Annotated in this window: 20 protein-coding genes and 1 riboswitch; of the genes, 19 read left to right on the forward strand and 1 reads right to left on the reverse strand. The window is 54.4% G+C overall.

Annotation, left to right across the window (positions count from 1 at the left end):
• Positions 1 to 2: 2 nt before the first annotated feature.
• Positions 3 to 106, forward strand: a riboswitch (purine riboswitch).
• Positions 107 to 285: 179 nt separating this feature from the next.
• From C162_RS04965 to C162_RS05055, 19 genes are all read left to right on the forward strand, one after another.
• Positions 286 to 891 (forward strand): xanthine phosphoribosyltransferase, encoded by a 606-nt coding sequence (locus tag C162_RS04965; RefSeq protein WP_036691931.1) that lies wholly within the window; start codon positions 286 to 288, stop codon positions 889 to 891.
• Entirely contained in the window at positions 885 to 2,183 is a 1,299-nt protein-coding gene (locus C162_RS04970; protein ID WP_036691933.1) for a nucleobase:cation symporter-2 family protein, read from the forward strand. Before C162_RS04965 ends, C162_RS04970 begins: the two co-directional genes overlap by 7 nt.
• A gap of 137 nt (positions 2,184 to 2,320) precedes the next feature.
• A complete protein-coding gene (locus C162_RS04975; protein ID WP_036691936.1) occupies positions 2,321 to 5,392 on the forward strand; it encodes a hybrid sensor histidine kinase/response regulator in 3,072 nt (1,023 codons plus the stop codon).
• Between the two features lie 39 nt (positions 5,393 to 5,431).
• Entirely contained in the window at positions 5,432 to 6,568 is a 1,137-nt protein-coding gene (locus C162_RS04980; RefSeq protein ID WP_036691937.1) for a response regulator, read from the forward strand.
• Between the two features lie 146 nt (positions 6,569 to 6,714).
• The gene (locus C162_RS04985; RefSeq protein WP_036691939.1) at positions 6,715 to 6,933 is read left to right on the forward strand and encodes a hypothetical protein; all 219 of its coding nucleotides are present in this window, start codon (positions 6,715 to 6,717) and stop codon (positions 6,931 to 6,933) included.
• 29 nt (positions 6,934 to 6,962) lie between these two features.
• Positions 6,963 to 7,649 carry a hypothetical protein gene (locus C162_RS04990; RefSeq protein WP_036692216.1) on the forward strand — a complete coding sequence of 229 codons (687 nt, stop codon included), beginning with the start codon at positions 6,963 to 6,965 and terminating at the stop codon, positions 7,647 to 7,649.
• Positions 7,646 to 8,863, forward strand: a complete 1,218-nt coding sequence (locus C162_RS04995) for a glutathionylspermidine synthase family protein (protein ID WP_036691940.1) — start codon at positions 7,646 to 7,648, stop codon at positions 8,861 to 8,863. Before C162_RS04990 ends, C162_RS04995 begins: the two co-directional genes overlap by 4 nt.
• Positions 8,856 to 9,509 carry a hypothetical protein gene (locus C162_RS05000; protein ID WP_036691942.1) on the forward strand — a complete coding sequence of 218 codons (654 nt, stop codon included), beginning with the start codon at positions 8,856 to 8,858 and terminating at the stop codon, positions 9,507 to 9,509. The genes C162_RS04995 and C162_RS05000 overlap by 8 nt, the downstream gene beginning before the upstream one ends.
• On the forward strand, positions 9,506 to 9,898 hold the full coding sequence (locus C162_RS05005) for a DUF350 domain-containing protein (protein WP_036691943.1): 393 nt from the start codon (positions 9,506 to 9,508) through the stop codon (positions 9,896 to 9,898). Before C162_RS05000 ends, C162_RS05005 begins: the two co-directional genes overlap by 4 nt.
• Positions 9,899 to 9,990: 92 nt before the next feature.
• Positions 9,991 to 11,007 (forward strand): potassium channel protein, encoded by a 1,017-nt coding sequence (locus C162_RS05010; RefSeq protein WP_036691946.1) that lies wholly within the window; start codon positions 9,991 to 9,993, stop codon positions 11,005 to 11,007.
• A gap of 189 nt (positions 11,008 to 11,196) precedes the next feature.
• Positions 11,197 to 12,357 (forward strand): hypothetical protein, encoded by a 1,161-nt coding sequence (locus C162_RS05015; RefSeq protein ID WP_036691950.1) that lies wholly within the window; start codon positions 11,197 to 11,199, stop codon positions 12,355 to 12,357.
• A 22-nt stretch (positions 12,358 to 12,379) separates the two neighbouring features.
• Positions 12,380 to 13,927, forward strand: a complete 1,548-nt coding sequence (wsfD, locus tag C162_RS05020) for a glycan biosynthesis hexose transferase WsfD (RefSeq protein WP_036691952.1) — start codon at positions 12,380 to 12,382, stop codon at positions 13,925 to 13,927.
• Positions 13,924 to 15,480 (forward strand): hypothetical protein, encoded by a 1,557-nt coding sequence (locus C162_RS05025; protein ID WP_036691955.1) that lies wholly within the window; start codon positions 13,924 to 13,926, stop codon positions 15,478 to 15,480. Before wsfD ends, C162_RS05025 begins: the two co-directional genes overlap by 4 nt.
• Before the next feature lie 34 nt (positions 15,481 to 15,514).
• A complete protein-coding gene (locus C162_RS05030) occupies positions 15,515 to 16,765 on the forward strand; it encodes a glycosyltransferase family 2 protein (RefSeq protein ID WP_036691956.1) in 1,251 nt (416 codons plus the stop codon).
• Between the two features lie 42 nt (positions 16,766 to 16,807).
• A complete protein-coding gene (locus tag C162_RS05035; protein WP_051493242.1) occupies positions 16,808 to 18,895 on the forward strand; it encodes a cellulose biosynthesis cyclic di-GMP-binding regulatory protein BcsB in 2,088 nt (695 codons plus the stop codon).
• The gene (locus C162_RS05040) at positions 18,892 to 19,746 is read left to right on the forward strand and encodes a diguanylate cyclase domain-containing protein (protein ID WP_036691958.1); all 855 of its coding nucleotides are present in this window, start codon (positions 18,892 to 18,894) and stop codon (positions 19,744 to 19,746) included. Before C162_RS05035 ends, C162_RS05040 begins: the two co-directional genes overlap by 4 nt.
• Positions 19,747 to 19,795: 49 nt before the next feature.
• A complete protein-coding gene (locus C162_RS05045) occupies positions 19,796 to 20,584 on the forward strand; it encodes an SDR family oxidoreductase (RefSeq protein ID WP_036691960.1) in 789 nt (262 codons plus the stop codon).
• A gap of 165 nt (positions 20,585 to 20,749) precedes the next feature.
• Positions 20,750 to 20,998, forward strand: a complete 249-nt coding sequence (locus tag C162_RS05050; protein ID WP_036691962.1) for a type B 50S ribosomal protein L31 — start codon at positions 20,750 to 20,752, stop codon at positions 20,996 to 20,998.
• A gap of 153 nt (positions 20,999 to 21,151) precedes the next feature.
• Positions 21,152 to 22,726: a sensor domain-containing diguanylate cyclase gene (locus tag C162_RS05055; protein WP_036691965.1), complete on the forward strand. Its 1,575-nt coding sequence runs from the start codon at positions 21,152 to 21,154 to the stop codon at positions 22,724 to 22,726.
• Between the two features lie 65 nt (positions 22,727 to 22,791).
• On the opposite strand, the gene C162_RS05060 is transcribed toward C162_RS05055, so the two are convergent.
• A complete protein-coding gene (locus tag C162_RS05060) occupies positions 22,792 to 23,997 on the reverse strand; it encodes a polysaccharide deacetylase family protein (RefSeq protein ID WP_051493243.1) in 1,206 nt (401 codons plus the stop codon).
• Positions 23,998 to 24,014 lie beyond the last annotated feature (17 nt).

Consider the following 24,014-nt stretch of genomic DNA (forward strand, 5'->3'; position numbering starts at 1 on the left):
TCATATAACAGATTCATATAACTCATATAATCTTGGGAATATGGCCCATAAGTTTCTACCGGATAGCCACTGTAATTATCCGACTATGAGTGAAATAGCGCATCTAGGGTTCCGTTTCTTGTGCTGCGGCACGGGAAAGGCTGGTCCAAGCGATGCGGACACGTATATGTGTTACACCACCAAGGGACAAAAACCCAGAAGGACAGATTCACTTGAGAGAAACACTCAGGGAATCTGTCCTTTTTTATATCCGTTTTTTATTTCTAAGGAGGAAGATCCGCCGTAATGAAAGTATTGGAAGAACGTATTAGACAAGAAGGCTTAATTCTATCGGAGACTGTACTGAAAGTAGACTCGTTCCTGAACCATCAGGTAGACACAGCGCTTGCGCTTGCGATCGGGAAGGAATTCGCAGCGGTCTTCGGGGACCGGCAGATTACCAAGGTGCTGACTGTAGAGGCGAGCGGCATCCAGTTCGCCATGGCGGCGGGAATTGCGCTGGGCGTGCCGTTCATCTACGCCAAGAAGAAGAAGGCAGTCACCTTGTCCGAAGCGGTGTATTCGGCACCGGTTCACTCCTTCACCCGTCAGGAAGACTACCAGATCAGCATCTCGCAGAAATATCTCGGGCCGGCCGATACCGTATTGATTGTTGATGATTTCCTGGCTACCGGTGCGGCACTTGTAGGGTTATGCGATATCGTAGCAGAGTCCGGGGCGCAGCTGGCCGGGGTCGGCTGTGTCATCGAGAAAAGCTTCCAGGAGGGCCGCGGTCTGCTGGAGCAGCGCGGAATTCCGGTGTATTCTCTGGCACGGATTGCTTCCATGTCGCCGGGGGAGATTCATTTCATAGATAATGAAGGATTAATCAAGGAGAGTGCAGGATGTTAAGCAAACAGAAGATATTCGCCCTAGGGCTTCAGCATGTACTGGCGATGTACGCCGGAGCGGTCATTGTACCGCTGGTTGTCGGGGGAGCGCTCAACTTGAATGGTACGCAGATGGCGTATCTGATTGCAGCGGATCTGTTCACCTGCGGACTGGCAACTCTGCTGCAGATTATGGGCAGCAAATATTTCGGAAGCGGACTGCCGGTGGTTCTCGGCTGTACCTTTACGGCCGTTAGCCCCATTATCGCCATCGCTTCAGGTTCCAATCTGGCAACGGCTTATGGCGCAATCATTATCTCCGGGTTGTTCGTGGTGCTGGCAGCCCCGGTGTACGGGAAGCTACTGAAGTTCTTCCCGACCGTAGTCACCGGCTCGGTAGTCACAATCATCGGACTGTCGCTGATTCCCGTTGCGATGAATAATGTGGCCGGCGGCCAGGGAAGCGCCGACTTCGGGCAGCCCCGCAATCTGCTGCTGGCTCTGATTACTCTGCTCGTTATTCTGGCCGTGAACCGGCTGACCACAGGGTTCCTGCGCTCCGTATCTGTGCTGGTAGGACTTGTAGTGGGTACTGTAATCGGCTATGCCATGGGTATCGTGCATTTCTCTACCGTGACCACAGCCTCCTGGGTCAGCGTTGCGCAGCCGTTCTACTTCGGCTGGCCGCAGTTCAGCATCACCGCGATATTCACAATGATTATCGTGAATATCGTGTCTATGGTCGAATCGACAGGGGTCTACTTTGCCGTTGGTAAGGCGACGGACCAGCAGGTGGAACAGAAGCAGATCGTGAACGGCCTGCGCTCCGAGGGACTGGCCATCATGCTGGGCGGCCTGTTCAACGCCTTCCCGTACACCGCATTCTCCCAGAATGTCGGCTTACTGTCGCTGACGCGGGTGAAGACGCGGAATGTTATTTTTGCGGCTGGCGGAATTATGATCGTACTCGGTCTACTGCCTAAGCTGGCAGCATTGACTACAGTTGTGCCGAATGCGGTGCTGGGCGGGGCGATGATTGTCATGTTCGGCTCGGTCGCCGCTTCCGGCATGTCGATTTTGTCCGATGTGGATCTGCGCAAGGACGGCAATCTGCTGATCGCCGCCTGCAGCATCGCGGTGGGCCTCGGCTCTGCGGTGCTTCCGTCCATGTTCGACCAGCTGCCGGAATTCGCCAGAATGCTGCTGCAGAACGGAATCGTATCCGGATCGCTGACAGCGATCATTCTCAATATCTTCTTGTCGAAGACCCAGGAGAGTGTGGTTCCTGCAGCCGCCGCTCCGGAAACAAAGTAAAATATTCCATACACGTAACTCTAATCAGATGAACAGCCGATTCCGAAATAAATGGAACTCGGCTTTTTTTTGCTTCAGATGAACGGAGCCTGTTGTATAATTTATACAATGACAACTAGAAGGGACTGGCAGAGGATATGAGAAGGTATTGGCTGAGTATTCTCGGCAGTCTGGTGCTGGTGCTGATCGTTCCGCTGCTCTCGGTCCTCCAGACACATCAGACCAAGGGAGACAGGCCGCAGGCCGTGCAGGGCGTGATTGACCTTCGCTCCTGGGACTCCCGCCACGACGGAATTATGAAGCTGGATGGAGAGTGGGAGCTGTACCGTGATGTGTTGCTGTCGCCCGGGGATTTCCATCCGGTGAATGCAGGTAAGGAGGTTCCCGCTGCCTCTACGATGATTCAGGTTCCGGGGAAGTGGAACGACGAGATCGCTGAAGAGGGCGAGCGCAGAGCTAAAGGCTATGCTACTTACCGCCTTCAGGCGAAGATTACTCCAGGGGAAGCTGTAGTCTATGGTCTGCGCACCAGCAACATCCGGAGTGCGGGCAAGGTCTATCTGAACGGACAGGAGATTGGAAGCAGCGGAACTCCGGCAGCCTCGCCCTCTGAGGGTAGACAGAATAACATGCCTTTTATGGGATTCGCCTCGGTAACCGGGGATACCCTGGAGATTATTGTGCAGGTGGCTAACTACAGCTACTCTTCAGGCGGAATCGTTCAGCCGATTGTAATCGGTAATCAGGCCGCTATTTTGAAGCACAGGGAATTTGCCCTGTTTGTAGACGGGGCTTCATTGATCGGATTCTTCGTGTTATCTCTCTTCCTGCTGATGTTCTCCAAGGTGAGGGAGAGCCGGGGGGTCACATTGTATCTGGGCTTGTTCTGCATAGCGGCCTTTGTCTACATTTTCACGCATGGCGAAAAGCTCATCCTGACGGCGCTGCCCGGCTTCCCTTACGAGATTATACTCAAGCTGCAGCTCGCGTCCTCTACACTGGTCTATTATTATCTGCTGCACTATGTCGCCAATTCAGTGAATTACCCGATGTCTTTCGGGGTAATTAAGGCCTCCAGGCTAGTTACGGCATTCCTGCTGCTGATTGCTGCCTTCGTCCCGGCCTATCTGTTCAGCTATCTGGAGGTGCTGCTGCTGACCTGGGGCTCGGTAAGCCTGGGCTTCGTGCTCTACTCCATGGTCCAGGGCACCCGGAGAAATCCGAAGAATATGTTCCTGATGATGGTCAGCATCGAGAGCCTGAGCGTGGTTATTATCTATTATCTGGTCAGCTTCATGGGCCTGGGCTTCAGCTATTTCATCCTCTCCTACGAGATTCTTCTGTTCGGGTTCGTACAGGCAATTCTGATGACCCGGCAATACGCAGCCTCCTTTCAGGAGGTGGAACAGCTCTCCCGCCGCCTTTTGTCGCTTGACGGATTGAAGGATGACTTCATCTCTGACACCTCGCAGGAGCTGCGGAGACCGCTGCAGGGGATTGTCAACATGGCCAAGGTGCTGGCACAGGGTACGGCCGGCTCCATCAGCGCTGCCCAGCAGGATCAGTTGCTCACGATTGTCTCCACCGGCAAGCGGCTTACAGCCCTAATCCATGATATGTCGGACTTCGCGAAGCTGAATCACGGCGCGCTCTTCCTCCGCCGGCAGGCCGTCGATCTCCGCATGGCAGCTTCCTCCATTATGGCGGTCACCCGTCAGGTCTATGGCAACAGCCAGCTGGAATTCCGGCTGAATCTGCCCGGGCAGCTTCCGCTGCTGGAGACGGATGAGCAGCGGCTTGCCCAGATCCTGCATAATTTATTGGCAAATGCAGTGAATTATACGCCCAGAGGCGTGATAACGCTGTCTGCTGAGGTTAAAGAAGAGTATGTTGCCATTATCATAACGGATACCGGTCAGGGCATCCCGCCTGAGCGTCTGCGTACGATCTTCGATGCAAATGATCCAAGCGGTCCTGCCGCGAGTAAGGTCTACCGGGAGAACGGGCTTGGCCTCAGTATTACCCAGAGACTTGTAGAGCTGACAGGCGGAGAGATTGCGGTGCATTCCGAGCTGGGGCACGGCTCGGTCTTCAGCTTCACCCAGCCGGTATTGCAGCGAAGCAATGCGCTGCTGGAGGAGGCATTCGGGGAGCTTCACGGCTGGGAGACAGCGCCTTCGTACCCGCTTCCTGGAGAAGAGCCTGTGCTGCTGCCGTCTGAGGACTGTTGCTCCATTCTGGTAGTGGATAATGATCCTGTTAATCTTCGCGTGCTGGTTGGCGTACTGCAGCTGGATAACCATTCAGTGATTACCGCCAGCAGCGGGGCTGAGGCGATTCAGATCATCCAGCAGCATCCTGAGCTTGATCTGGTGATTGCCGACTGGGTGATGCCGGAGATGCCTGGGCTTCTGCTCTGCAAGGCCATCCGTGAACGGTTCACTTTGTCCGAGTTACCGATTCTGCTGCTCATGGCGAGCAGCCGGCCTGATGACATTCTTGCAGCCTTCGAGGCTGGAGCGAATGATTATCTGAGCAAGCCGGTGGAGGTGCGCGAATTCAAGGCACGGATGCAGACCCTGCTGGATATGCGCAAGTCGATCCGCGTATCCGTCCAGTCGGAGATTGCTTTCCTGCAGGCGCAGATTAAGCCGCATTTCTTATATAATGCGCTGAACGCAATTATCTCGGTCTGTCCGGTGGACCCGGACAAGGCCACAGAGCTGCTGCTGGACCTCAGCCAATATCTGCGGAGCAGCTTCGACTTCCAGAACCGGGGACAGACGGTTTCTATGGAGAAGGAGCTGGGACTGGTCAAATCATATCTTGCGCTGGAGCAGGCACGATTCGATGAACGGCTGAATATTGAGTTCGATGTACCGGAGGATGTAACGGCGATGGTTCCGCCGCTAAGCATTCAACCGATTGTGGAGAATGCCGTGAATCATGGCCTGATGCAGAAGGAGGCCGGAGGGACAGTAAGGCTGACCGTCGAGCTGCTGCCGGGCAGGCTCAAGGTAGCGGTCACGGATGACGGTGTAGGCATGACCCCGGAGAAGATTGCAGAGATCCTCTCGGAAGAGCGGACAGAGGGGGGCATTGGACTGCGCAATATTCAGCACCGTCTGCTCAAGATGTACGGAGCAGGCCTGAATATCGACAGTGCACCGGGAAGGGGGACCGCTATATCATATACCATCCCCACCTAAAGGCAGCTGAGAACGACGAAGAGGAGGTGAGTCCGGACGATGAAGGCCATATTGATTGACGATGAGAAACCGGCACTGCAGCATCTGGAGCGTATGCTCCAGAAGGATGGACGTCTTACGATTACCGGGAAATTCACCTCGGCACGCCTGGGGCTTGCGCATCTGGAACGGGAGAAGGCGGATATTGTATTCCTGGATATCGGGATGCCGGAGATGAACGGACTGGAAGCCGGTGAATACATTGCCGGGCTGGACCGGAGTATCCGGATTGTCTATATCACCGCGTACAGTGAGTATGCTATCGAAGCCTTTGAGCTCAATGCTGCAGATTATTTACTGAAGCCGGTGACCTCCCAGCGCTTAAGCAAAACCCTTGAGCGTCTGGAGGTCGGCAAGGAGAGCGCTGAAGGGAAGATGCCGCCTGCCCCGGCGTCTGCGGCGCCCGTTAAGGAGCTGTCCATCCTCTGCTTCCACCGCCTTGAATTCACAGACAGCACGGAGCCGGGGCGCAAAATGCAGTGGAGAACAAGCAAGGCGCAGGAGGTCTTCGCCCTGCTGCTGCATAACCGCGGCCAGTGGATACTCAAGGACACCATTGTGGATCTCGTCTGGCCCGATTTCAAACCGGAGAAGGCCGTTACGAATCTGCATACAACGGTATACCATATCCGCAAGCTGCTGAAGGCTTGGGATATGGAGGTGCTTGTGGAATTCTCACAGGAGCGGTACAGGCTGACCAAGGAGCAGGTGCTGCTGGATGTGGAGGAGTTCGAGCTGGGCTACGCCGGTACGCCAGTGGAGTCCGAAGAGGAATGGCTGCGCCGGGAAAAAATACTGAAGCTGTACCGTGGAGACTATCTGCAGGAGCATCATTACGACTGGGCAGAAATCCGGCGCAAGGAGCTGCAGGTCCGGTATATCCGCATGGCGCTGCATTCCGCCGAATATGAGCTGTCCTCCGGGCGGCCCCGGCTGGCGCTGGAGCGGCTGCTGGATCTGCAGGCAGCAGATCCTTATTCCGACCAGCTCTGCAGGCTGATTCTGCGAAGTTACGCCGACCTGGGGGATTTCATCGGGTTCAGGACACACTACGATAAGTACAAGGAGCTCCTGGAGAATGAGCTGGGTATCCGCCCCGATCAGGTTATGGACAGCTGGGTCCAGAAGGTATTGTAAGCCCGTAGCCGGCCACTGCAAAACTGCTTGTTGTCATTATTATTTATATGCTGTGGTATACATATTCAAGGCTGCGGAGTTGAAACGAAAGCGTTCATGACAGCGTATCAGAAGCATACGAATATTCAAGAGGAGATGGAGTGGGAATGGATAACGGGTTGAAGGTCATCCTGTTCGAGAAGCTGCCTGAAGGCGACCTGCAAATGATTGAAGAGCGTGTCTGGAGCATGAATATGGTCACGGCGCTTGAACATGTCAATTATATTGTCGTTGGCGGCCGTGAGTTCGAGGCGGTTGAGGGAAGGCTGAATGTGGATGAAGGGAAGCTGGAGCTTCTGCTGGTTCCCATGCGTACGGAGGGTTAAGGATGAATACCAGGAAAGGAGGTCTCAAGTTGGCAAAAGACGAAAGTGCTAAAGAGCCCGCAATCAGCAGGCTGTTCACGCCGGACGGCAAACCGGTCCGCGTATTATCCACCTCGCTCGGCATTGCCCTGCTGGCTAACGCATTATTCATTCCCGGCGGCGCAGGCGCAAGCGGCAACGGCGGCGAGGAGCCTAAGCTGGTCTCCTGGTCTACCGAGGAGGTTAAGCAATATTTCGATAAGAATGTAGACTGGAATATTCCATACCCGGAAGACCAGGAAGAGAAAGTTCAGGAAGGGCAAGGGGCTGTGACCTCCGGCGGTACGACGGTAATCAACAACTACGGCGGCTATAACTCGGGGTTCGGCTGGGATGATGTGCTTCTGTACCACATGCTCTTCAATAGCGGTTCGTTCTATTCCTCCAGAGGCTGGTACAATGACCGGCCTACTTATTATGGAGGTACACGCAATACCTATAAACCGCCCTCCTATAATAGCGGACGATTCCAGAACAAGCCGGTGGCCGGCTCAGTGGTGAAGCCGAAGACTTCAACTTCATCCACCGGCTCTATTACAAGAAGGAATACCTCTTCCAAATCGGGCGGCATCGGGGGTACCTCCAGCGGCCTGGGTTCGAGCAAATCCAAATCCGGCTCCAGTAAAAGCTCCGGCAAAAGCTCGGTGCGCTCCGGAAAGAGCGGGTTCGGCGGATGATCCAGGCGGAGCAGGCATTCGAATATATAGACCAGTCCGGTCTGGAGCGCGCTCCCCGGGTAGAGCGGCTGCATGAGCTGGGCTTCACCTGGGCGGATCTGGAGGAAGAGGAATACTGGCTGGACGCGGTGGCTGTGATGCGTAGTGAGACCTACGAGGAATTGAAGGAAGCCGCCGCAGCGCTCTGGGCGATTCTGGATAAGGCCGTGCGTTATGTCCATCTCAGACATGACCTGTACGACCTGCTGGGGATTCCTCCGGTGCTGTGGCAGATGCTGGATGACTGTCCATTGCCGGAGCCGGGACTAATCAGCCGGTATGCCCGGTTCGATTTTGCCGTGGCAGGGGATGGTACGATCAAGCTGCTGGAGCTGAATGCGGATACTCCCACCGGTTATGTGGAAGCATCTATTGCTACGCCGTGGATCTGCGCGGAAGCAGGCGTCGGAAGCGCAAATGCGGCCATGAAGCAGCAGCTTGCCGCAGCCTGGAGCGTGGAACGGCCTGACACGGTAGCCTGTGTGGATTATGGCAGCCATGAGGAAGACAGTGGAACGATTGAGGCGCTGGCCGCGCATAGCGGACTGGATGTCCGCTGTGTCGATTGCCTGGATCTGTGGATTGATGAGGGCGTGGTCAAGGACGGGGAGAACCGGATCATAGAGCGGATGTTCGCGCTGTATCCGAAGGAGTGGATGGCCGTAGATGAAGGCGGCGAGGCTCTGGCCTATGCCATTGAGAGCGGGAAGCTCCAGCTGTTCAATGGACCACATAGCATCATCCTCCAGTCCAAGGGGCTGATGGCTGCTGTCTGGGGAATGTATGAGCTTGGCCTGCTGTTCACGGAGACGGAACGTGAGGCAATCTCCCGTTACATCCTGCCGACATACAATAAGGCGGTCTTCTCAGAGAGCTTTGTATCCAAATCCGTATTCGGCCGTGAAGGAGGATCTGTACGGATCTTCGATGACAACGGCGCGCTTGAGATCGAGGACGAAGAGGGCTACGACAGCAGCCAGCTCTTCCCCGTGGTCTATCAGAAAAGGGCCGAAATGGCCCGGATCATGACGGCGGAGGGTGAGCTGCACCTGCTGACCGGCATGTTCGTTATTAACGGAACGCCCTGCGGGCTGCTTGGCCGGGCCGGCGGGCCGATTACAGGCAATGCCAGTCATTTTATCGCGCTAGGAGTGAGGGGGCTTGAAGATGTTTAAGAGTAGAGAGGGGCGTGCTGCCGGGCACAGATCCCGGAGCGCCCTGCTGACTGCAGTGCTGCTATTGGCGGTTATGGTGCTGAGTGCATGCTCAGCGAATAGTGGCAGTGTATTTCACACGGGTACTAATACAACGGATAATGTATCACGTGTACCATGGGATTACCGGGTGGTGGAAGGCAAGGTTGGCGATCTGGTCGGCAGCGATATGACTATATTGCCGGATAATGAGCTGCTTCCCAACGACGGGAATTATGCTACAGGCGACACGGTCTGGACGCTTCAGTTCATGGACGCCGAGCTGGTGACGGATGCCGACCAGAAGAATGAGATCAAGCTGTCCGCCTGGACGACGCTTAAGTCTTACGCCGACCAGAAGGCAGCCACGGAGGATCTGGCTAATCTTAAAGTATCCATCACAACGGATGTAGACCTGGTTGGTGTGTACAAGACGGAATACCAGAGCAAGACCAGAAATTTCGCAGTGCTGGAGCTGCCTTCCGGCAACCGGATTAAGCAGCCGATTGACGACAAGCGTTATACCGCACTGGAGAAACAGAAGAAAGTCTCTGTGGTGCTGGAGGAAGTACATGATTTCGCCGACTATGATTCGGCCTATGCGAAATTTCGGGGGTGGGCTAAGTGACGATCGTAATTAATCTGGTGGTCAGTATTCTGACCATTGTTCTGCTTCAAGTGCTGGGTATGGTAATCTTCGCGCTCATGACTCCCTTCAAGGATATGGAGGAGCTGAAGAAGGGGAATGTGGCAGTAGCGCTGGCGTTCGGCGGCAAGTTCCTGGCGACGGCGGTCATTCTTGGGGTGGCCGCCTACACCAATACCTCCATCTGGTTCATGATGCTCTGGTTCGCGGTAGGCTATGTCTGCCTGATCGCTTCTTACTGGATCTTCGAGCTGTTCACTCCCGGTTTCCGGATTTCAGAGCAGCTGGAGAAGGGTAATGTTGCGGTTGGTGTCATGCTCTGCATGGTGTTCATCGGGACGGCCTTCGCAGTCAGCAGTCTGATTATTTAGTTTTGGCAGTCGGGCGGCGGCTGTGCCCCGCAAGGGACTCGGCGCAGGCTGCTGCCCGCCGGCCCAATTCACCCGGGAGGCAGGGATGAGCGTTGCATTTTCTAATCCAATTATCCGGCAAGTTGCTCCATCTCAAGAAGAAGTCCATTGCTTTTATTATTCTGGTCTTCATTCTTCTAAGCGCAACCATCGCCTTCCTGCTGGAGCCAGGCACGTTTCATAGCTGGTTCAACGCCTTTTATTGGGTGATGACCACCATGGCTACTGTAGGGTATGGCGATTATTTCGCCGCTACCGTCACCGGTAAGGTATTTACAATTTTCTTATATATCTTTGGCATTGGTCTGCTCAGCTTGGTGATCGGCAAGATTATTGATGCCATGGGCGAGATGCAGCGCAGGAGAGGAGCCGGAACCTTGACCTTTCACGGACATAATCATGTCGTGCTGATTAACTGGAACCGCAAGACACAGGCGGCAGTAGATGAGATTCTGTGTTACGACAGGGAATGCAAAGTGGTCATTATTGATGAGAACGGACGGCATCCGCTGGAAGCCATGGAGCAGGTCCACTTCATCAGCGGAGATGCCGCAAGCGATGACATTCTGCTGAAGGCGAACATCGCGAGCGCCAGAGCAGCGATTGTGTTCAGCGACACCCGTATCGACGAAGCTTCCTTGAGCGACGGCAAGTCACTGCTGATTGCTTCCAGCATTGAGCGGATTGCTCCGCAGGTACATACAACCGTAGAGATTATGCAGGAGAAGAACATTAAGAACTTCAAGCATGTGCAGGTGAACGAGTTCGTCCTCTCCCATGATGCGATCTCCAGATTAGCCGTCCGCTCTGCCCTGCAGGAAGGAAATTCTGAGGTGATCACCCAGCTGCTCAGCCGCGAGCACGGGGATGATATCTATGAGATTCCCCGCCGCAGCGGCTGGACAACCTATGGGGAGGCCTTTCAGGACCTGCTTCGCCAGGGGGCGACCCTGCTGTCCGACCGCGGTGATCTGGGCATTAACCGTAAGCTTGGCCAGCCGATTCCGGCAGATGCCAGACTCTACATCGTCGCCGATGAGGCCACGTACCGGAGAATTAAAGAGAGCTAGAGGCAATACCAAGGTATTCATAGGAGCTGTTCCGGTCGTTAAGACCTGGAGCGGCTCTTTTTTTGGGACAAAAAGGAGAAAAATGTGATGCTGACACATAATGTTCGAAGAAACAGTAAATAATGTGACAATAATTACCGTTATATTAGTATGAATCAATTGCAAGTTGTCATTTAAGGATGTGATCGATTGGGAAGCGGATATAAGAAGGCTGCTGTTCTGGGGATGTCGCTGCTCCTCTTAACCTCCTGCGGCGGTAATCAGGCCGGGCCAGCGCCATCCTCTCCCGGCTATACTCCGGCGGTCTCTCCTGCAGGGACTACACGGCCGGATGAAGCGCCGCAGCTAGAGCCTACACTGGAACAGCAGGAATTATTCAATTTCATAAATACGCAGCTTACAGGACCCGATGGTGTATATACGAATCTGAAGGAGACCTCTGAATCGGCAGAGGTGGCTACCGGCCATGAGATTCTAAGCGAGTCCGCTTCTCTTCTGATGGAGACCGCCGTCCGGACCCGCAATCAGGAGCTGTTCGACCGGCAGTGGGAGACAGCCCGGAGAACCTTCGATATGGAGGGTGGTTTCAGCTACCGCTACAGTCCCAAGCAGCAGAAGCGTTATCCCGTGAATGCAGCGGTGGACGACCTAAGGATGATCGGAACGTTATATGAGGCGGGGCAGGCATTTGACCAGCCGGAATATACCAGAGAAGCCGATAAATATGGAGAACGTTTCTATAAAAACAACACTAAAAAAGGTTACATTTATGACATCTATGACAATTATTTGAAAATGGTCAACGGATTCGTAACTTTGTGTTATATTGATCTGAGTGTATTGCAGAAATTGTCGATATCTAGCGAATTACAAGAGAATTTGTTGAATAATATGAGCGGTATTTTGGAGGAGGGATATTTGTCCGATTCTTTTCCATTCTATGAGACCCGCTTCGATTACAAGAGTGGACAGTACAGCTCTGAAGGCATCAACTCGGTAGAATCTCTGCTGACTATTCTGCATCTGGCAGAGACTGGACGTCAGCGGCCGGCAAGCATCAGCTACATTAAAGCTCAGGTCGCAGCGGGAACCTTGTTCGGACAATATACCCGAGAGGGCAAGCCTGCTAATGACATTCGTTCAACAGCGGTCTATGCGCTCACTGCCATGATTGGAGCTGTGCTGGAGGATGGTGACCTCTATCAGTCCAGTATGGGCCGGATGAATGAATTCAGGGTGACAGATCGTTCAAGTCTGCTATATGGCGGCTTCGGTGATCCTGCCTCCGGGCAGGCGTACTCTTTTGACAATCTCATGGCACTGCTGGCTTACTCCTATAAGGCGCCTTAATATAACCAAAAGGGGAATCGGAATGATAGACAACTTAGAGCTTACATCCACCCGGCCCAGTATCACGTTAGCTGGCTTTCGGATTACTCCGGCATTTGCCGCCGCGTTCTGTGTGCTGCTGGTGACGGCTATTTCGCTGTTTACCTCCCCTTACATCGGCATGGCGGATAACGGAGACTTTTACCGGATTATATATAGCAACGGTCTGTATTTCAATGCTCCGGACTATGACAGCCAGTACTTCGGCTATTTCGTGAAGCAGTTCGGAATCTTTCAATATTTCAACGAGAACAGCACGATGATGGTCTCCTCCCAGTCCCTGTTCATCAAGCTGGCGATCTTCGTCAACAAGCTGTTTTTCAGCCGCGAGGTCTTCGATATCCGCTTCCAGGCTGCAATCTACACAGTGCTGTATGTTGCCGCAGTCTACCTGCTGGTTGAAGCGATCACGCTGAAAATGTCGCCTAAGCGGGGGATGGCAGTCGCGGCACTTGCGGTGTTCATTTTCGGGGATACGGGGTACACCAACTATTTCAGCTCCTTCTTCGGCGAGAGCCTGGTGATGGTGACCATGATTCTGGTGTTCGCCTCCTGGCTGCTGCTGTACCGGAAGAGATATAACGATTATGCCATGCTGGCGATCCTGTTGATCAGCACCCTGATCCTGACCACCTCCAAGCAACAGAACGCCCCGGTGGGGATGGTGATTTCCCTGCTCTCAATTCCGCTGGTGCTGATCCGCCGGGACAAGCTGTTCCGCTGGGTTACACTGCTGTCGGCCGGTCTGATGATGTTCGCCGGAATTGCGACGTATCTTAATATCTCCAAAGAGTTCGTGAATATTAACCAGTACCATGCGATGACGCGCGGGGTGCTGATGGAATCCAAGAATCCGGAGACCGCGCTCGGTTCATTTGGCATCAATGAACAATACGCGATTCTCAAAGAGAATACCTATTATGACCAATACGGGACGGTGGATGTGAAATCCGAGCTGCTGGATAAAAATTTCTACAGCCGTTACGGCTTCGTCTCCATTCTGACCTATTATGCTTCTCACCCGAATGAACTGGGCTCGATCCTGGATACGGCTGCTGAGAGTGCCTATAAAATCAAGCCGGCAGCTATGGGGAACTATGAGCAGTCGGCAGGTAAGGAGTTCCGGGCGCAGAGTCATTTCTTCAGCTTGTACAGCACGCTTAAGGAGAAGCTGGCTCCCCGCCCATTTGCCTTCATTCTTCTCTGGATGGCCGTGACGATAGGGGTCTATATGCCATCGTTCGTCCGGTCCATCCGCACCCGGGATTTCCGGGGCATGCAGCGTCTGCTGGTGATTCTGGCAACGATGCTGGTCGGACTGTCGGGTATCGTAGTCTCCATTATCGGGGCGGGTGACGCGGATATTGCCAAGCATGAGTTCCTGTTCACGCTGGCCTTCGACCTGATTATCTTCCAGACGGCTGCCAGCGTAATCGGCCGCGGAATCTCTTCACGCAGATCAGTGCCGTCTGCGCCGTCTGCACGGCCGCTCAAGGAATATGCGGCGCTGAATAAAGGGGTGGGCATGTGAGACGCAGAGGGATCGTCATTCTGCTGTTCATTGTATTGGCAGGTGATCTGCTGCCCTCTGCCGGGCGGGCATCCGCTGCCGCTTCTCCGGCTCCGGCGCAGCGGATTCTGCTGCTGTTCGACAGCCTGGCGAAGAATACAGGCCAGGAAGGGAATGTGGCCGAGCTGCAGCGGCTGCTTGCAGCCAACAGTGCACAGGTCACGCTGAAGCTTATCTCCTCTTATGCGCCGGGCGGCATGAAGGGCTATTCCGGCGTGATCACTGTGATTAACAATGATGAGCTTGAGATTACGAATCAAGCCTACCTTCAGGAGGCGGCTGGGTATAAGGGGCCTATGCTGCATGTTGGATATAGACCGCCTGCCCGGATGCAGCAGACGCTGCGGCTGAAGACCGGGGTATGGCATAGAGCGGGCGCAAGCCTCTCTATCGGCGGATTCACCGGCATTCCGCTGGAGGCCGAAGGGATGCCTTATATAACCGCTTCCGACGCGGGGCGTTCTTATGGAGCTTGGTCCTCATCAGATGCGGGGGCACAGGTGCCGTTTGCGGTAAGCAGCGGCCGGGTGGCTTACCTTCCTTATCTGAAGCAGGGCGATTTCACAGCCATAGCAGCGGCCTATGTGCTGAAGGACTGGCTGCACTATACTGCAGAGCCGCAGATGTATCTGGTCATCAAGGAGATCTATCCTTTCTCGGATCTTAATCTGCTGGAGCAGATGGCAGACCGCCTCTATAGAAGCGGTGTTCCCTTCATCGCCAGTGTACGTCCGGTATTCGCGAATACGGATTTCCCCGCCATGAAGCGGTATCTGGAGGCGCTCAGAGCCGTCCAGTCCCGCAACGGAAGTATCGTTGTCAATGTCCCGGCGGTCAGACCGCCGATCAATTCGAATGACCGGTCGCTGCGCGGGAAGATGAATCAGTTCATTAATGTGCTGGCGGAGGGGGGCGTGGCACCGCTCGGCGTTGCTGCCGAGAGCTATTGGACGTATGACAAGGAGTATTCTGCCGCAGGCATGGGGTTCTTCAATTCGGCAGTGCTTTTTCCGGATGGAGAGACTCATTATATGGAACAGACTGACACTTCAGTGGCCTTCTCTTCCTCTCTGTACAGTCTGCCCCCGGAGCTCCTGCAGGGAATTGGCAGAACAGGCAAGGCGATGCCGGAGCTTCCGCTGAATACAGCGGTGACGCTGGATCTTCCGGAGGATGAGCGGGGGCTGGAGGAACTTCTGCGGAATTTGAATGCGGAATGGTATACCTTCGCAGACTATAAGCAGGAGGCCCATACGGTCCGCACGGACATGCACACCCTTGAGTCTGCTGACGGGGTGATCCGCATGGATGGCAACACACTGGATGTCGATTATACCCCGCAGAAGGTCGCCGTTGATTTCCAGTACAAGGAGAAGCAGGCGACGAGCTTCAACCGGCTGTTCAGCGTGCAGAATCAATTCTTCATCATCGTGATCCTGGCTGCGCTGCTCTTGTTCGGCGGCTTGCTCACTATCGGCTACAGGCTGTACCGCAGGAAATATTTGAACAAGTAATCCCGTGAAAATATAGCGAGTTTAGGAGAATACTATGACGATCTCAGACGTATTGATGGTGATCGCGGTCATCTGTATCTGGTCCCTGCTGCTGGTGAATGTGATGCTGATTATAGCGGGGTATCTGTACTACATTCAAACGGAAAACGAACCGGTGCCGGAGATTATCGGGGAGCATCCCATGGTGACAATTATGGTTCCTGCTCATAATGAAGGAATTGTCATCAGTAAAACCGTGGAATCCCTGCTGGCACTGGATTACCCGCATGACCGGTATGAGATTATCGTCATCAACGATAATTCGTCAGACAACAGCGCCGGGCTGCTGGCTGCTATCCAGGAGCGGAATCCGCTGCGCAAGCTGATCATTATCAATACAGACGCCGTCACAGGCGGCAAAGGGAAATCCAATGCGCTGAACATCGGCTTCACCCGCAGCAGCGGGGAGCTGATTGCGATCTATGATGCCGACAATACGCCGGAGCGCACAGCGCTGAAATACCTGGTGGCAGAGATTATGAATGATGCCTCCCTGGGGGCGGTAATCGGCAAGTTCAGAACCCGCAACCGGGATGCCAGCCTGCTGACCCGGTTCATTAATATCGAGACCCTGTCCTTCCAGTGGATGGCGCAGGCAGGGCGCTGGAAGCTGTTCAAGCTCTGTACGATTCCGGGAACGAACTTCATTATGCGCCGGACGATTGTCGAGAGCATCGGGGGCTGGGATGTGAAGGCGATTGCCGAGGATACGGAGATCAGCTTCCGCATCTATATGATGGGTTACCGGATCAAGTTCCAGCCGAAGTCGGTCACCTGGGAGCAGGAGCCGCAGACGGTGAAGGTATGGTTCAAGCAGCGGACACGCTGGGCGAAGGGCAACATCTATGTCATTGTGAAGAACCTTCCGCTCCTCATCGACCGGAAGGCGGCGAAGATCCGCTTCGATATTCTGTATTATGTCTCGATCTATTTCCTGCTACTGATCTCGCTGGTCACCTCGGATATTCTGCTCGTGCTGCATGCCATGGGGTATGTACATACGACCATCGCCGGACTCAGCAGCTTCCTGTGGCTGCTCGCCATTGTGCTGTTCGTGGTGGGGATCTTCGTTACCCTGACCACAGAGAAGGGCGAGATGAGCCTGTCGAATCTGTGGATCATTCTGCTGATGTACGTCTCGTACTGCCAGCTCTGGATGGTAGTGGCCGCTTACGGGCTGTACAACTATCTCAAAGACGTTATTTTCAAACGGGAAGCCAAGTGGTACAAAACCGAGCGTTACTAGTGCGCCGGAGGTCCAGAAATAAGATGTCAGGAGATACGGAACATGATGAAAAAACAGATTCTAACAGTGCTGCTCTGCCTCTCCCTCCTCCTGGTTCAAATCCCTGCGGCGCAGGCGGCGGTGCTTCCCGGTGAAGCCGGAGCAACGTATGAGACGCTGTTCACGGGCAGCGACGTCTCGCTGAGGGGCGCAAGCTCCCAGCAGCAGTTCTTCACAGTCATGGATTACTGGAATGTGGATAAGGTGATGATCAATCTGCAATTCCAGACCTCACAGATCAGTGAGGATAAGCTGTCGAGCGTAACACTGTCGCTGAACGGTATTCCGTTCTATTCCTTCCGGCCGTCCCTGGATAATAACGGACAGCAGAGCCTGAGCGTGGAAGCGCCCAAAGGGTTCCTGACGAAGGGGAGTAACACGCTAAGGATACAGGGGAGCTTAAGAACCACGACGGGCGGCTATGAGCTTTGTAATATCGATGATATGCAGGACAGCTGGCTGCATCTGTTCAACACATCGAACATTGCGGTGAATTATACGCCGAAGCCCATTACTGGAGGCATTCAGGATTTCAGTGCCAGATTCTCAGGAATGGATATGGTAAAAAATGCACAAAGCCTGCTCGCCGTGCCGCAGAACGCCAGCGGGGCAGAGCTGGAGAGCGCTGCCTACGCCCTCTCGGGATTCGCCAAAGGCAACACATTGAACGACAGAACCATTCCGCTGCTGCCTTACCGCGAGGATACCGTCAAGGACAAGAGTGCAGTAGTGCTGGTAGCTACGTATGATCATCTGCCGGAACGAGTGAAGAAGCTGGTAAGTACGGCGGACGATCTCGGCACCCATGCGGTCATTCAGCTGGTCAATAAGGATTCCCTGCCTACGCTGGTCGTGACCTCCAAGGACGAGAGCCTGCTGATCAAGGCCGGACGGCTGATGGCAAGCCGGGAGCTGATGAGCCAGCTCCGCAAGGATCTGAAGGTTGTTACTAATGCTACCGATGTAGTCAACCCTGCGCCGGCCATCAGCTCGAACATTACGTTCACGGAGACGGGGGACAAGCTCACCGGGCCGAATCATCAGGAGCAGACGTATTTCGTCTCCCTCCCGTCCAATCGCTCCATTGCGGATGACGGCAGAATCAGCCTGGATTTCCGGTATGCGGCGAATCTGGACTTCAACCGTTCCCTGGTGACGGTGAGCATCAATAATACGCCCATTGGCAGCAAGAAGCTGACGAAGGAGCTGGCGAACGGCGATGTGCTGAATCTGAATGTGCCGCAGAGCCTGAATATCTCCGGCAACTTCACCGTGACGGTGGCTTTCGATCTGGAGCTTGCGAGCATGCTCTGTACACCGAACAAAGAGCAGATGCCGTGGGCTTACATCAGCAAGGAATCACTGATGCGTCTGAACACGAAGGACCGCACCGACCTCCTGCTGAGCAATTACCCTTATCCGTTCCTGCGGGACGGCATCTTCAACCGTGTGGCGGTGGTGCTGCCGGAGGAGAAAGATGATTACACCTACCGGAGCCTCGGGAATGTCTTCAATATGCTCGGGCAGTTTGCCGGAGGAAATACCGGTGATGTCCACTTTTATAGCGATAACGCAACAGCGGATAACCTGAAGGACAATAATATTATTGCGATCGGGAGCTATAAGAATAATAAGGTGATCCGTGACAACAACGGCAAGCTCTTTTTCAAGTATAACAAAGACGGATCAACCCTCCTCTCCAATGAGAAAATCGCCCTGGACGAGCAGTACGGAGCCGCCATCGGCACGCTCCAGCTCCTGGAATCTCCTTACGAGAGCGGACGCGGCCTGCTTGCAGTCACTGCGGTTAGCTCCGAGAGCTACTTCTTAGTCTCCAAGCTGATCGGGAGCGAGAAGGACAGGTGGAGGGTGTACGGTGACGGCGTTGTGGCGGATAAGGACGGCACGGTGAATGCCTACCGCTTCAAGACGGTCTCCGGTGCCAAGGCGGACTCGCTGGTCTCGCGGGTGATGGAGCGCAGTGATGTGCTGGGCTTCGTGACGGCAGCGGTTATGATTGTGACGCTGGTGGTCGTGGCGCTGATTCTGATGCTGCGCAAACATAAGAAGAAACGTGGTGATCAAGCGTGAGACGTAACCGCAGCAGTCTAACCTCGGATCTGGGCTTCCTGGCCTTTCTGGTCCTGATCTTTGCCTGCATCGTATATATCGCGGGCTCACCGGATAACTACGTTCAGAACATTATTATTCTGAATGTATCGTTCATCCTGGCGCTGGTCACGTATTTCACCACGGTCACGGCGGGACTGACGCTGAATCTGGCGTTTGTCTTCGGCTACGGCTTCTTCGTGGTCTATCAGACGGTCTCCCAAGGCGCTTCTATCGGTGTAGAGACGTATTTCTGGCTGATTATGACCCCGCTGCTTACGGTGGTATTGTGGGTCTTCACCACAAGCACCCGTGAGCTGCAGGCGGAGAATGAACGGCTGCTGAAGCGCACGAGTAATCTGGCTGCGGTAGATGAGAATACGGATCTGCGCAACAGCATTTCTTTTCAGAAGGATGCCAGCCTGTTCACCGGAATCTCGGTCCGTTATAAAATCCCGCTGACGCTGCTTGTGGTGAAGGTGAAATACTGGAATGAGATCCGCCGCCTGATCCCGGAGGAGCAGCTGTCCGAAGCCATCTATGATGTCTCGCAGCTCAGCCAGTCTAGCATTCGTACCAATGATGCGCTGTATCTGCTGGACAAGGAGGATGCTACCTGGGGCCTGCTGCTCTTCACGGACCGGGAAGGGGCCAAGATTGTCATTGAGCGGATCAAACAGCGGCTGCAGGACCTGAATGACTCGGAGTTCTCCGGCAAGTACAAGGTCACCCTGGGGCTGAAGATCGGTGCAGTGGAATATGCGGCGGACACCATCGAGAATCCGCTCGATTTCATTGTCCAGGCCAAAAAGGAACTGGAATACGATGTATAATGAGTGGGAGCAGGAAATCCTGCAACCAATCTGACAGGAGGACTGGACGATGGATTTGGGTCTTGAGGGGAAATCGGTGCTCGTTGCGGCGGCAAGCAAGGGGCTGGGTCTGGCGACCGCCCTGGAGTATGCCCGTGAAGGGGCGCGGGTGACGATTGCCAGCCGGAGCCTGCCGCAGCTGGAGACGGCGCGGCAGGCGATCCGTGAGGCTACGGGACAGAGGATCGCCGTAGCGGAGCTGGATGTGACCCGCCCGGAGGAGATTACCCGGGCGGTGCGGACGGCCGCCGAATTCGGCGGCGGCCTGGAGGTGCTGGTCACGAACGCCGGCGGGCCTCCGGGCGGCAGCTTCGGGGATATGGCCGACGCTGACTGGAGCGGCGGCTTCGAGCTTACGCTGATGAGCGCGGTCCGCCTGATCCGCGAGGCACTGCCGCATATGCGCAGCGCAGGGGGAGGGCGGATCGTCAGCATCAGCTCGGTCTCGATCAAGCAGCCCATCGCCGGGCTGATTCTCTCGAACGTGTTCCGCGCAGGCGTGAGCGCGCTGAACAAGAGCCTGGCTACAGAGCTTGCCCCGGAGGGCATCCTGATCAACAGCCTGGCCCCCGGACGGATCGGCACAGACCGGATACTCCAGCTTGACGGCAAGCGGGCGGACGCGCAGGGCATCACGCTTGCACAGATTCAGGAGGAAGCCCTGAAGGCGATTCCGCTGGGAAGAACCGGCACGCCGGAGGAGTTCGGCAAGGCGGCCGTATTCCTCGGTTCTTTTGCGAATACGTATATTACCGGACAGTCCCTGCTGATCGACGGCGGAATGGTGAAATCGCTCTAGGACAGGCTCTTGACTCAGCGGCTCATTTCACGTATGATAGTATGGCGTGTAAAAATCGGAAGATTTACGCATCTCCCTTCGTCTAACCGGATTGTTCAAATAGACCAAGAGATGGCTTCAATACTTCTTCATAAGTTGTATTAGTTCGGAAAGGAGGTTACTACAATGAAACAAGGCATACACCCTAAGTTCAACCAGGTTATTTTCTTCGATGCTAGCGTAGGCTACAAATTCCTGAGCTCATCCACCAAATCATCCGGTGAAACAATGGAATGGGAAGACGGCAACACTTACCCAGTGATCCGTGTAGACTCCAGCTCTGCATCCCACCCGTTCTACACAGGTAAACAAAGAGATACCGAAACTGGCGGCCGCGTTGACAAGTTCAAACAACGTCTCGCTCAGAAGAAATAATGGTATTCCTATAGAGGATATTCCCGCATCCATGCAGATGGTGAAGGAGTATCCTCTTTGTTTTGCGTACTTACTTTTGTAAGAAAGATTCATTTGTACGAAAGAGTAGGATATAATAAGGCAAATCAATCTCAAAAATAGGAGAAATATGACATGCCGTGGATGCAGGGTTATCCGTTTTACTTGGTAATGGGCAGCGTTCTAAGTCTCTACATGGGCATCGGTTCTTACCGGCATCGCCATACACCAGGAAGATGCTATTTATGGATATTGATGCTGCTGGTCAGCATGATCTTCGCAGCTACGGCCGGAGAGATTCTACCCGGTTCCTTCGCGGCGAAGCTATGGTGGAAGAATGTGCAGCAGGGCCCGCTTTTTTTGAGTGCGATCTTCACCTATGCGGTTATTAAAGAGTATGTATCCCGTTCCTCTGAGGGTTTGTCCAAGAGGCTTATTTACTTTTGTATCCCGGCGGTGCTTGATGTGCTGCTGATCTTCACTGACTCCTACCATCATCTGATGCGTAGCGAGGTCGGACTGGCTACGGTGGCTGGTGTTACCGGAATCGTAGTGAAGCCCACGGTTCTCAGTATGATCCTCATCGCGTACGATCAGTTATTCGGACTGTATGCTGTGTATTTGCTGGCCATCTCTCTCCTGAATGGGTCTAAGTATTATTTCCGCCATAATGCGTTGCTGTTATTCAGTCTGCTGGTGCCAGTCCTGTCGGTGTTCCTGCTTCCGCTGCTGCAGATTACGATTACAGGTTTCACAGCCTTCACCTACTTGCCGCCAATCGTGGCCGCTTACCTCACCTTGTTCCGCGATCCCAGATTGTCCTTATATCCGCTGGCTAAGAATAAAATCTTCGAGAATATGAAGGACGGCATCGTCTTGACGGACCGCTATGATTACATCATGGATGTGAATGAGGCGGCAGATGCTATGCTCTCCGAGCTGCTGGAGGAGAAGCCGGCGACCTGGATGGGTACTAGCATTCAGCCGCTGCTCAGGCAGCACGGACAGTTGTCGGTCTGCTATGCCGAGCGGCGGGAGGGGCAGTTTGAAATCGAGCCTCCCGGCCGGAGCGGGTCCTGTTATGGAGTGGCGCTCATTGCTACGGAGCAGGTCCGGGGGAAGGGGGCGGGGATGCTGCTGGTCTTCAGTGATCTTAGCGAGAAGAAGAGGTATGAGCGGGAGCTGCTGCATCAGGCCACGGTGGACGATCTGACCGGGCTGTACAACCGCAGGCATTTCATGAGGCTGGTACAGAATTACTCTGCGCAGATCGGCGCGGGTATGGCCTTGCTGCTGTTCGACATCGATGATTTCAAATTAATTAATGATACATACGGACACATGGCCGGTGATCAGGCGCTGGTGGATTTATCTGGCAAGATTATGCAGGTATATCATAACAAAGGGATTGCCGGGCGCGTAGGCGGCGAAGAGTTCGCCGTCTGCTTCTCCGCCGGCAGCGAAGCTGCGGCCTTGAAGGAGGCAGAGAGCTTCCGCACCGCTATGGGCGAGCACATCGTTGAGCTGGACGGGGGACATCACATCCAGCTTACGGTGAGCATCGGCATTGCTTTTACGGATCAAGCGGATGTGACCTTCGAGGATCTGTACCGCGAGGCGGACGAGGCCCTCTATCTGTCCAAGGCTACCGGGAAGAACCGGGTAACCTTAGGCCGCGAACCGCTGGTGCGTCAGGCGGCTAAGGGGTAGGGGGCGGCGGGTTTACACGTTGATCCTTTCCTCCCCGAATCAGGTGTGAAGCGATAGGCGCGGCCTCACCCGGGCTTGTTCTGGCTGAGACGCGTCAGCTTCAGGACCGTGCTGCTGCGGTCGTAATGGATCGCTACGCCTAGCTCGGAGCATAGTGCATCTAGCGGAATCATGACTTTCCCGTTCCGCAGCTCCGGCGGAGTTCCGGTAAGGAGAACCCTCCTCCCGTTCACGGTCAGAATCATCGGCGGCTCGAATTGCTTCAGCTGCTGGATGGACAGCTCTGGCGTGAGTGTCCGGTTCCCTTCATTGATCCGTGGAGCATTCAGCGTAGTTCTGGAGCCGAGGCCCAGCCCGATATTGAATTTCAGATGGATGCCGAGTGAATCGCAGATTTCCAGCAGCTTTTCGTTATAGGAACCGTAAGGGAAAGCGATAGCCGAATCCGTATTGTCCAATTCTTCTTTCAGCCTGCGCTCTGCATGAGCGAGGTCCCCGGTTACTCTTCTGTAGTATTCTTCATTCAGTTCATTCCGGTTCTCGTCATGAATGTACAGCAGGGAGCTCGCCGCCGGGCGGGTGCCGCCCTCTGCATCGACCACTGCATAATAATGCAGATTATACGTATGATTATAAAAGCCCATTCCGGCGCGCTTCATCTCCCGCATCTGCTCCCAGGTCAGCTTGGGCACCTGATGCTTATTAGTGTTGTCCACATCGGAGACAATGATGAAGTTCACTGCAGTGTAGCCGTACTTTTGCAGAATGGGAAACGCCAGCTTATAAAAGCTCTCATAGCCGTCATCGAACGTCAATAGAACCGCATTATCGGGAACCGGCGCGCGGTCAAGCATGAATTCCCGGTACTGCTTCATCGTAATGACATGGAAGCCCTCCTGCTTCAGCAGCTGCATCTGCTCATCGAACTGTGCGGCGGGTAATACGCCGGGATAGAGCATTAACGGGGTTTCCGTCAGATGGTGATACATGAGTACCGCCACATGATCCTTGTAGTACACACCCTTGGGGAGCGGAGCCTCCTTCTCCCAGCCGATACGCGCATGCAGAATCCGTTCAGCGAGGTCTTTATCCACCATCAGCTTGTGATCCGCTGTCAGCGCGTAGGCATCTGTCGTGATTTTGACTCCATCCAGCCCGGTAATGTTCAGCTTGGTCGTCGCCTTATGTCTAAACGGCACAGGCAGGAGGACCACCAGCAGCAACAGGATGAGGATATAACGTTTTTGCGGTTTGTGCAGGTTCAGTTTCAATGTCCGATTCTCCCCAT

The organism is Paenibacillus sp. FSL R7-269 (assembly GCF_000517865.1).
Classification (GTDB): Bacteria; Bacillota; Bacilli; order Paenibacillales; family Paenibacillaceae; genus Paenibacillus_AQ.

Coding starts and splice junctions, on each gene's coding strand:
- C162_RS04985 (WP_036691939.1), top strand. CDS start 6,715: ATGGATAACGGGTTGAAGGTCATCCTGTTCGAGAAGCTGCCTGAAGGC.
- C162_RS05000 (WP_036691942.1), top strand. CDS start 8,856: ATGTTTAAGAGTAGAGAGGGGCGTGCTGCCGGGCACAGATCCCGGAGC.
- C162_RS04970 (WP_036691933.1), top strand. CDS start 885: ATGTTAAGCAAACAGAAGATATTCGCCCTAGGGCTTCAGCATGTACTG.
- C162_RS05050 (WP_036691962.1), top strand. CDS start 20,750: ATGAAACAAGGCATACACCCTAAGTTCAACCAGGTTATTTTCTTCGAT.
- C162_RS05035 (WP_051493242.1), top strand. CDS start 16,808: ATGATGAAAAAACAGATTCTAACAGTGCTGCTCTGCCTCTCCCTCCTC.
- C162_RS05030 (WP_036691956.1), top strand. CDS start 15,515: ATGACGATCTCAGACGTATTGATGGTGATCGCGGTCATCTGTATCTGG.
- C162_RS04975 (WP_036691936.1), top strand. CDS start 2,321: ATGAGAAGGTATTGGCTGAGTATTCTCGGCAGTCTGGTGCTGGTGCTG.
- C162_RS04995 (WP_036691940.1), top strand. CDS start 7,646: ATGATCCAGGCGGAGCAGGCATTCGAATATATAGACCAGTCCGGTCTG.
- C162_RS04980 (WP_036691937.1), top strand. CDS start 5,432: ATGAAGGCCATATTGATTGACGATGAGAAACCGGCACTGCAGCATCTG.
- C162_RS05045 (WP_036691960.1), top strand. CDS start 19,796: ATGGATTTGGGTCTTGAGGGGAAATCGGTGCTCGTTGCGGCGGCAAGC.
- C162_RS05055 (WP_036691965.1), top strand. CDS start 21,152: ATGCCGTGGATGCAGGGTTATCCGTTTTACTTGGTAATGGGCAGCGTT.
- wsfD (WP_036691952.1), top strand. CDS start 12,380: ATGATAGACAACTTAGAGCTTACATCCACCCGGCCCAGTATCACGTTA.
- C162_RS04965 (WP_036691931.1), top strand. CDS start 286: ATGAAAGTATTGGAAGAACGTATTAGACAAGAAGGCTTAATTCTATCG.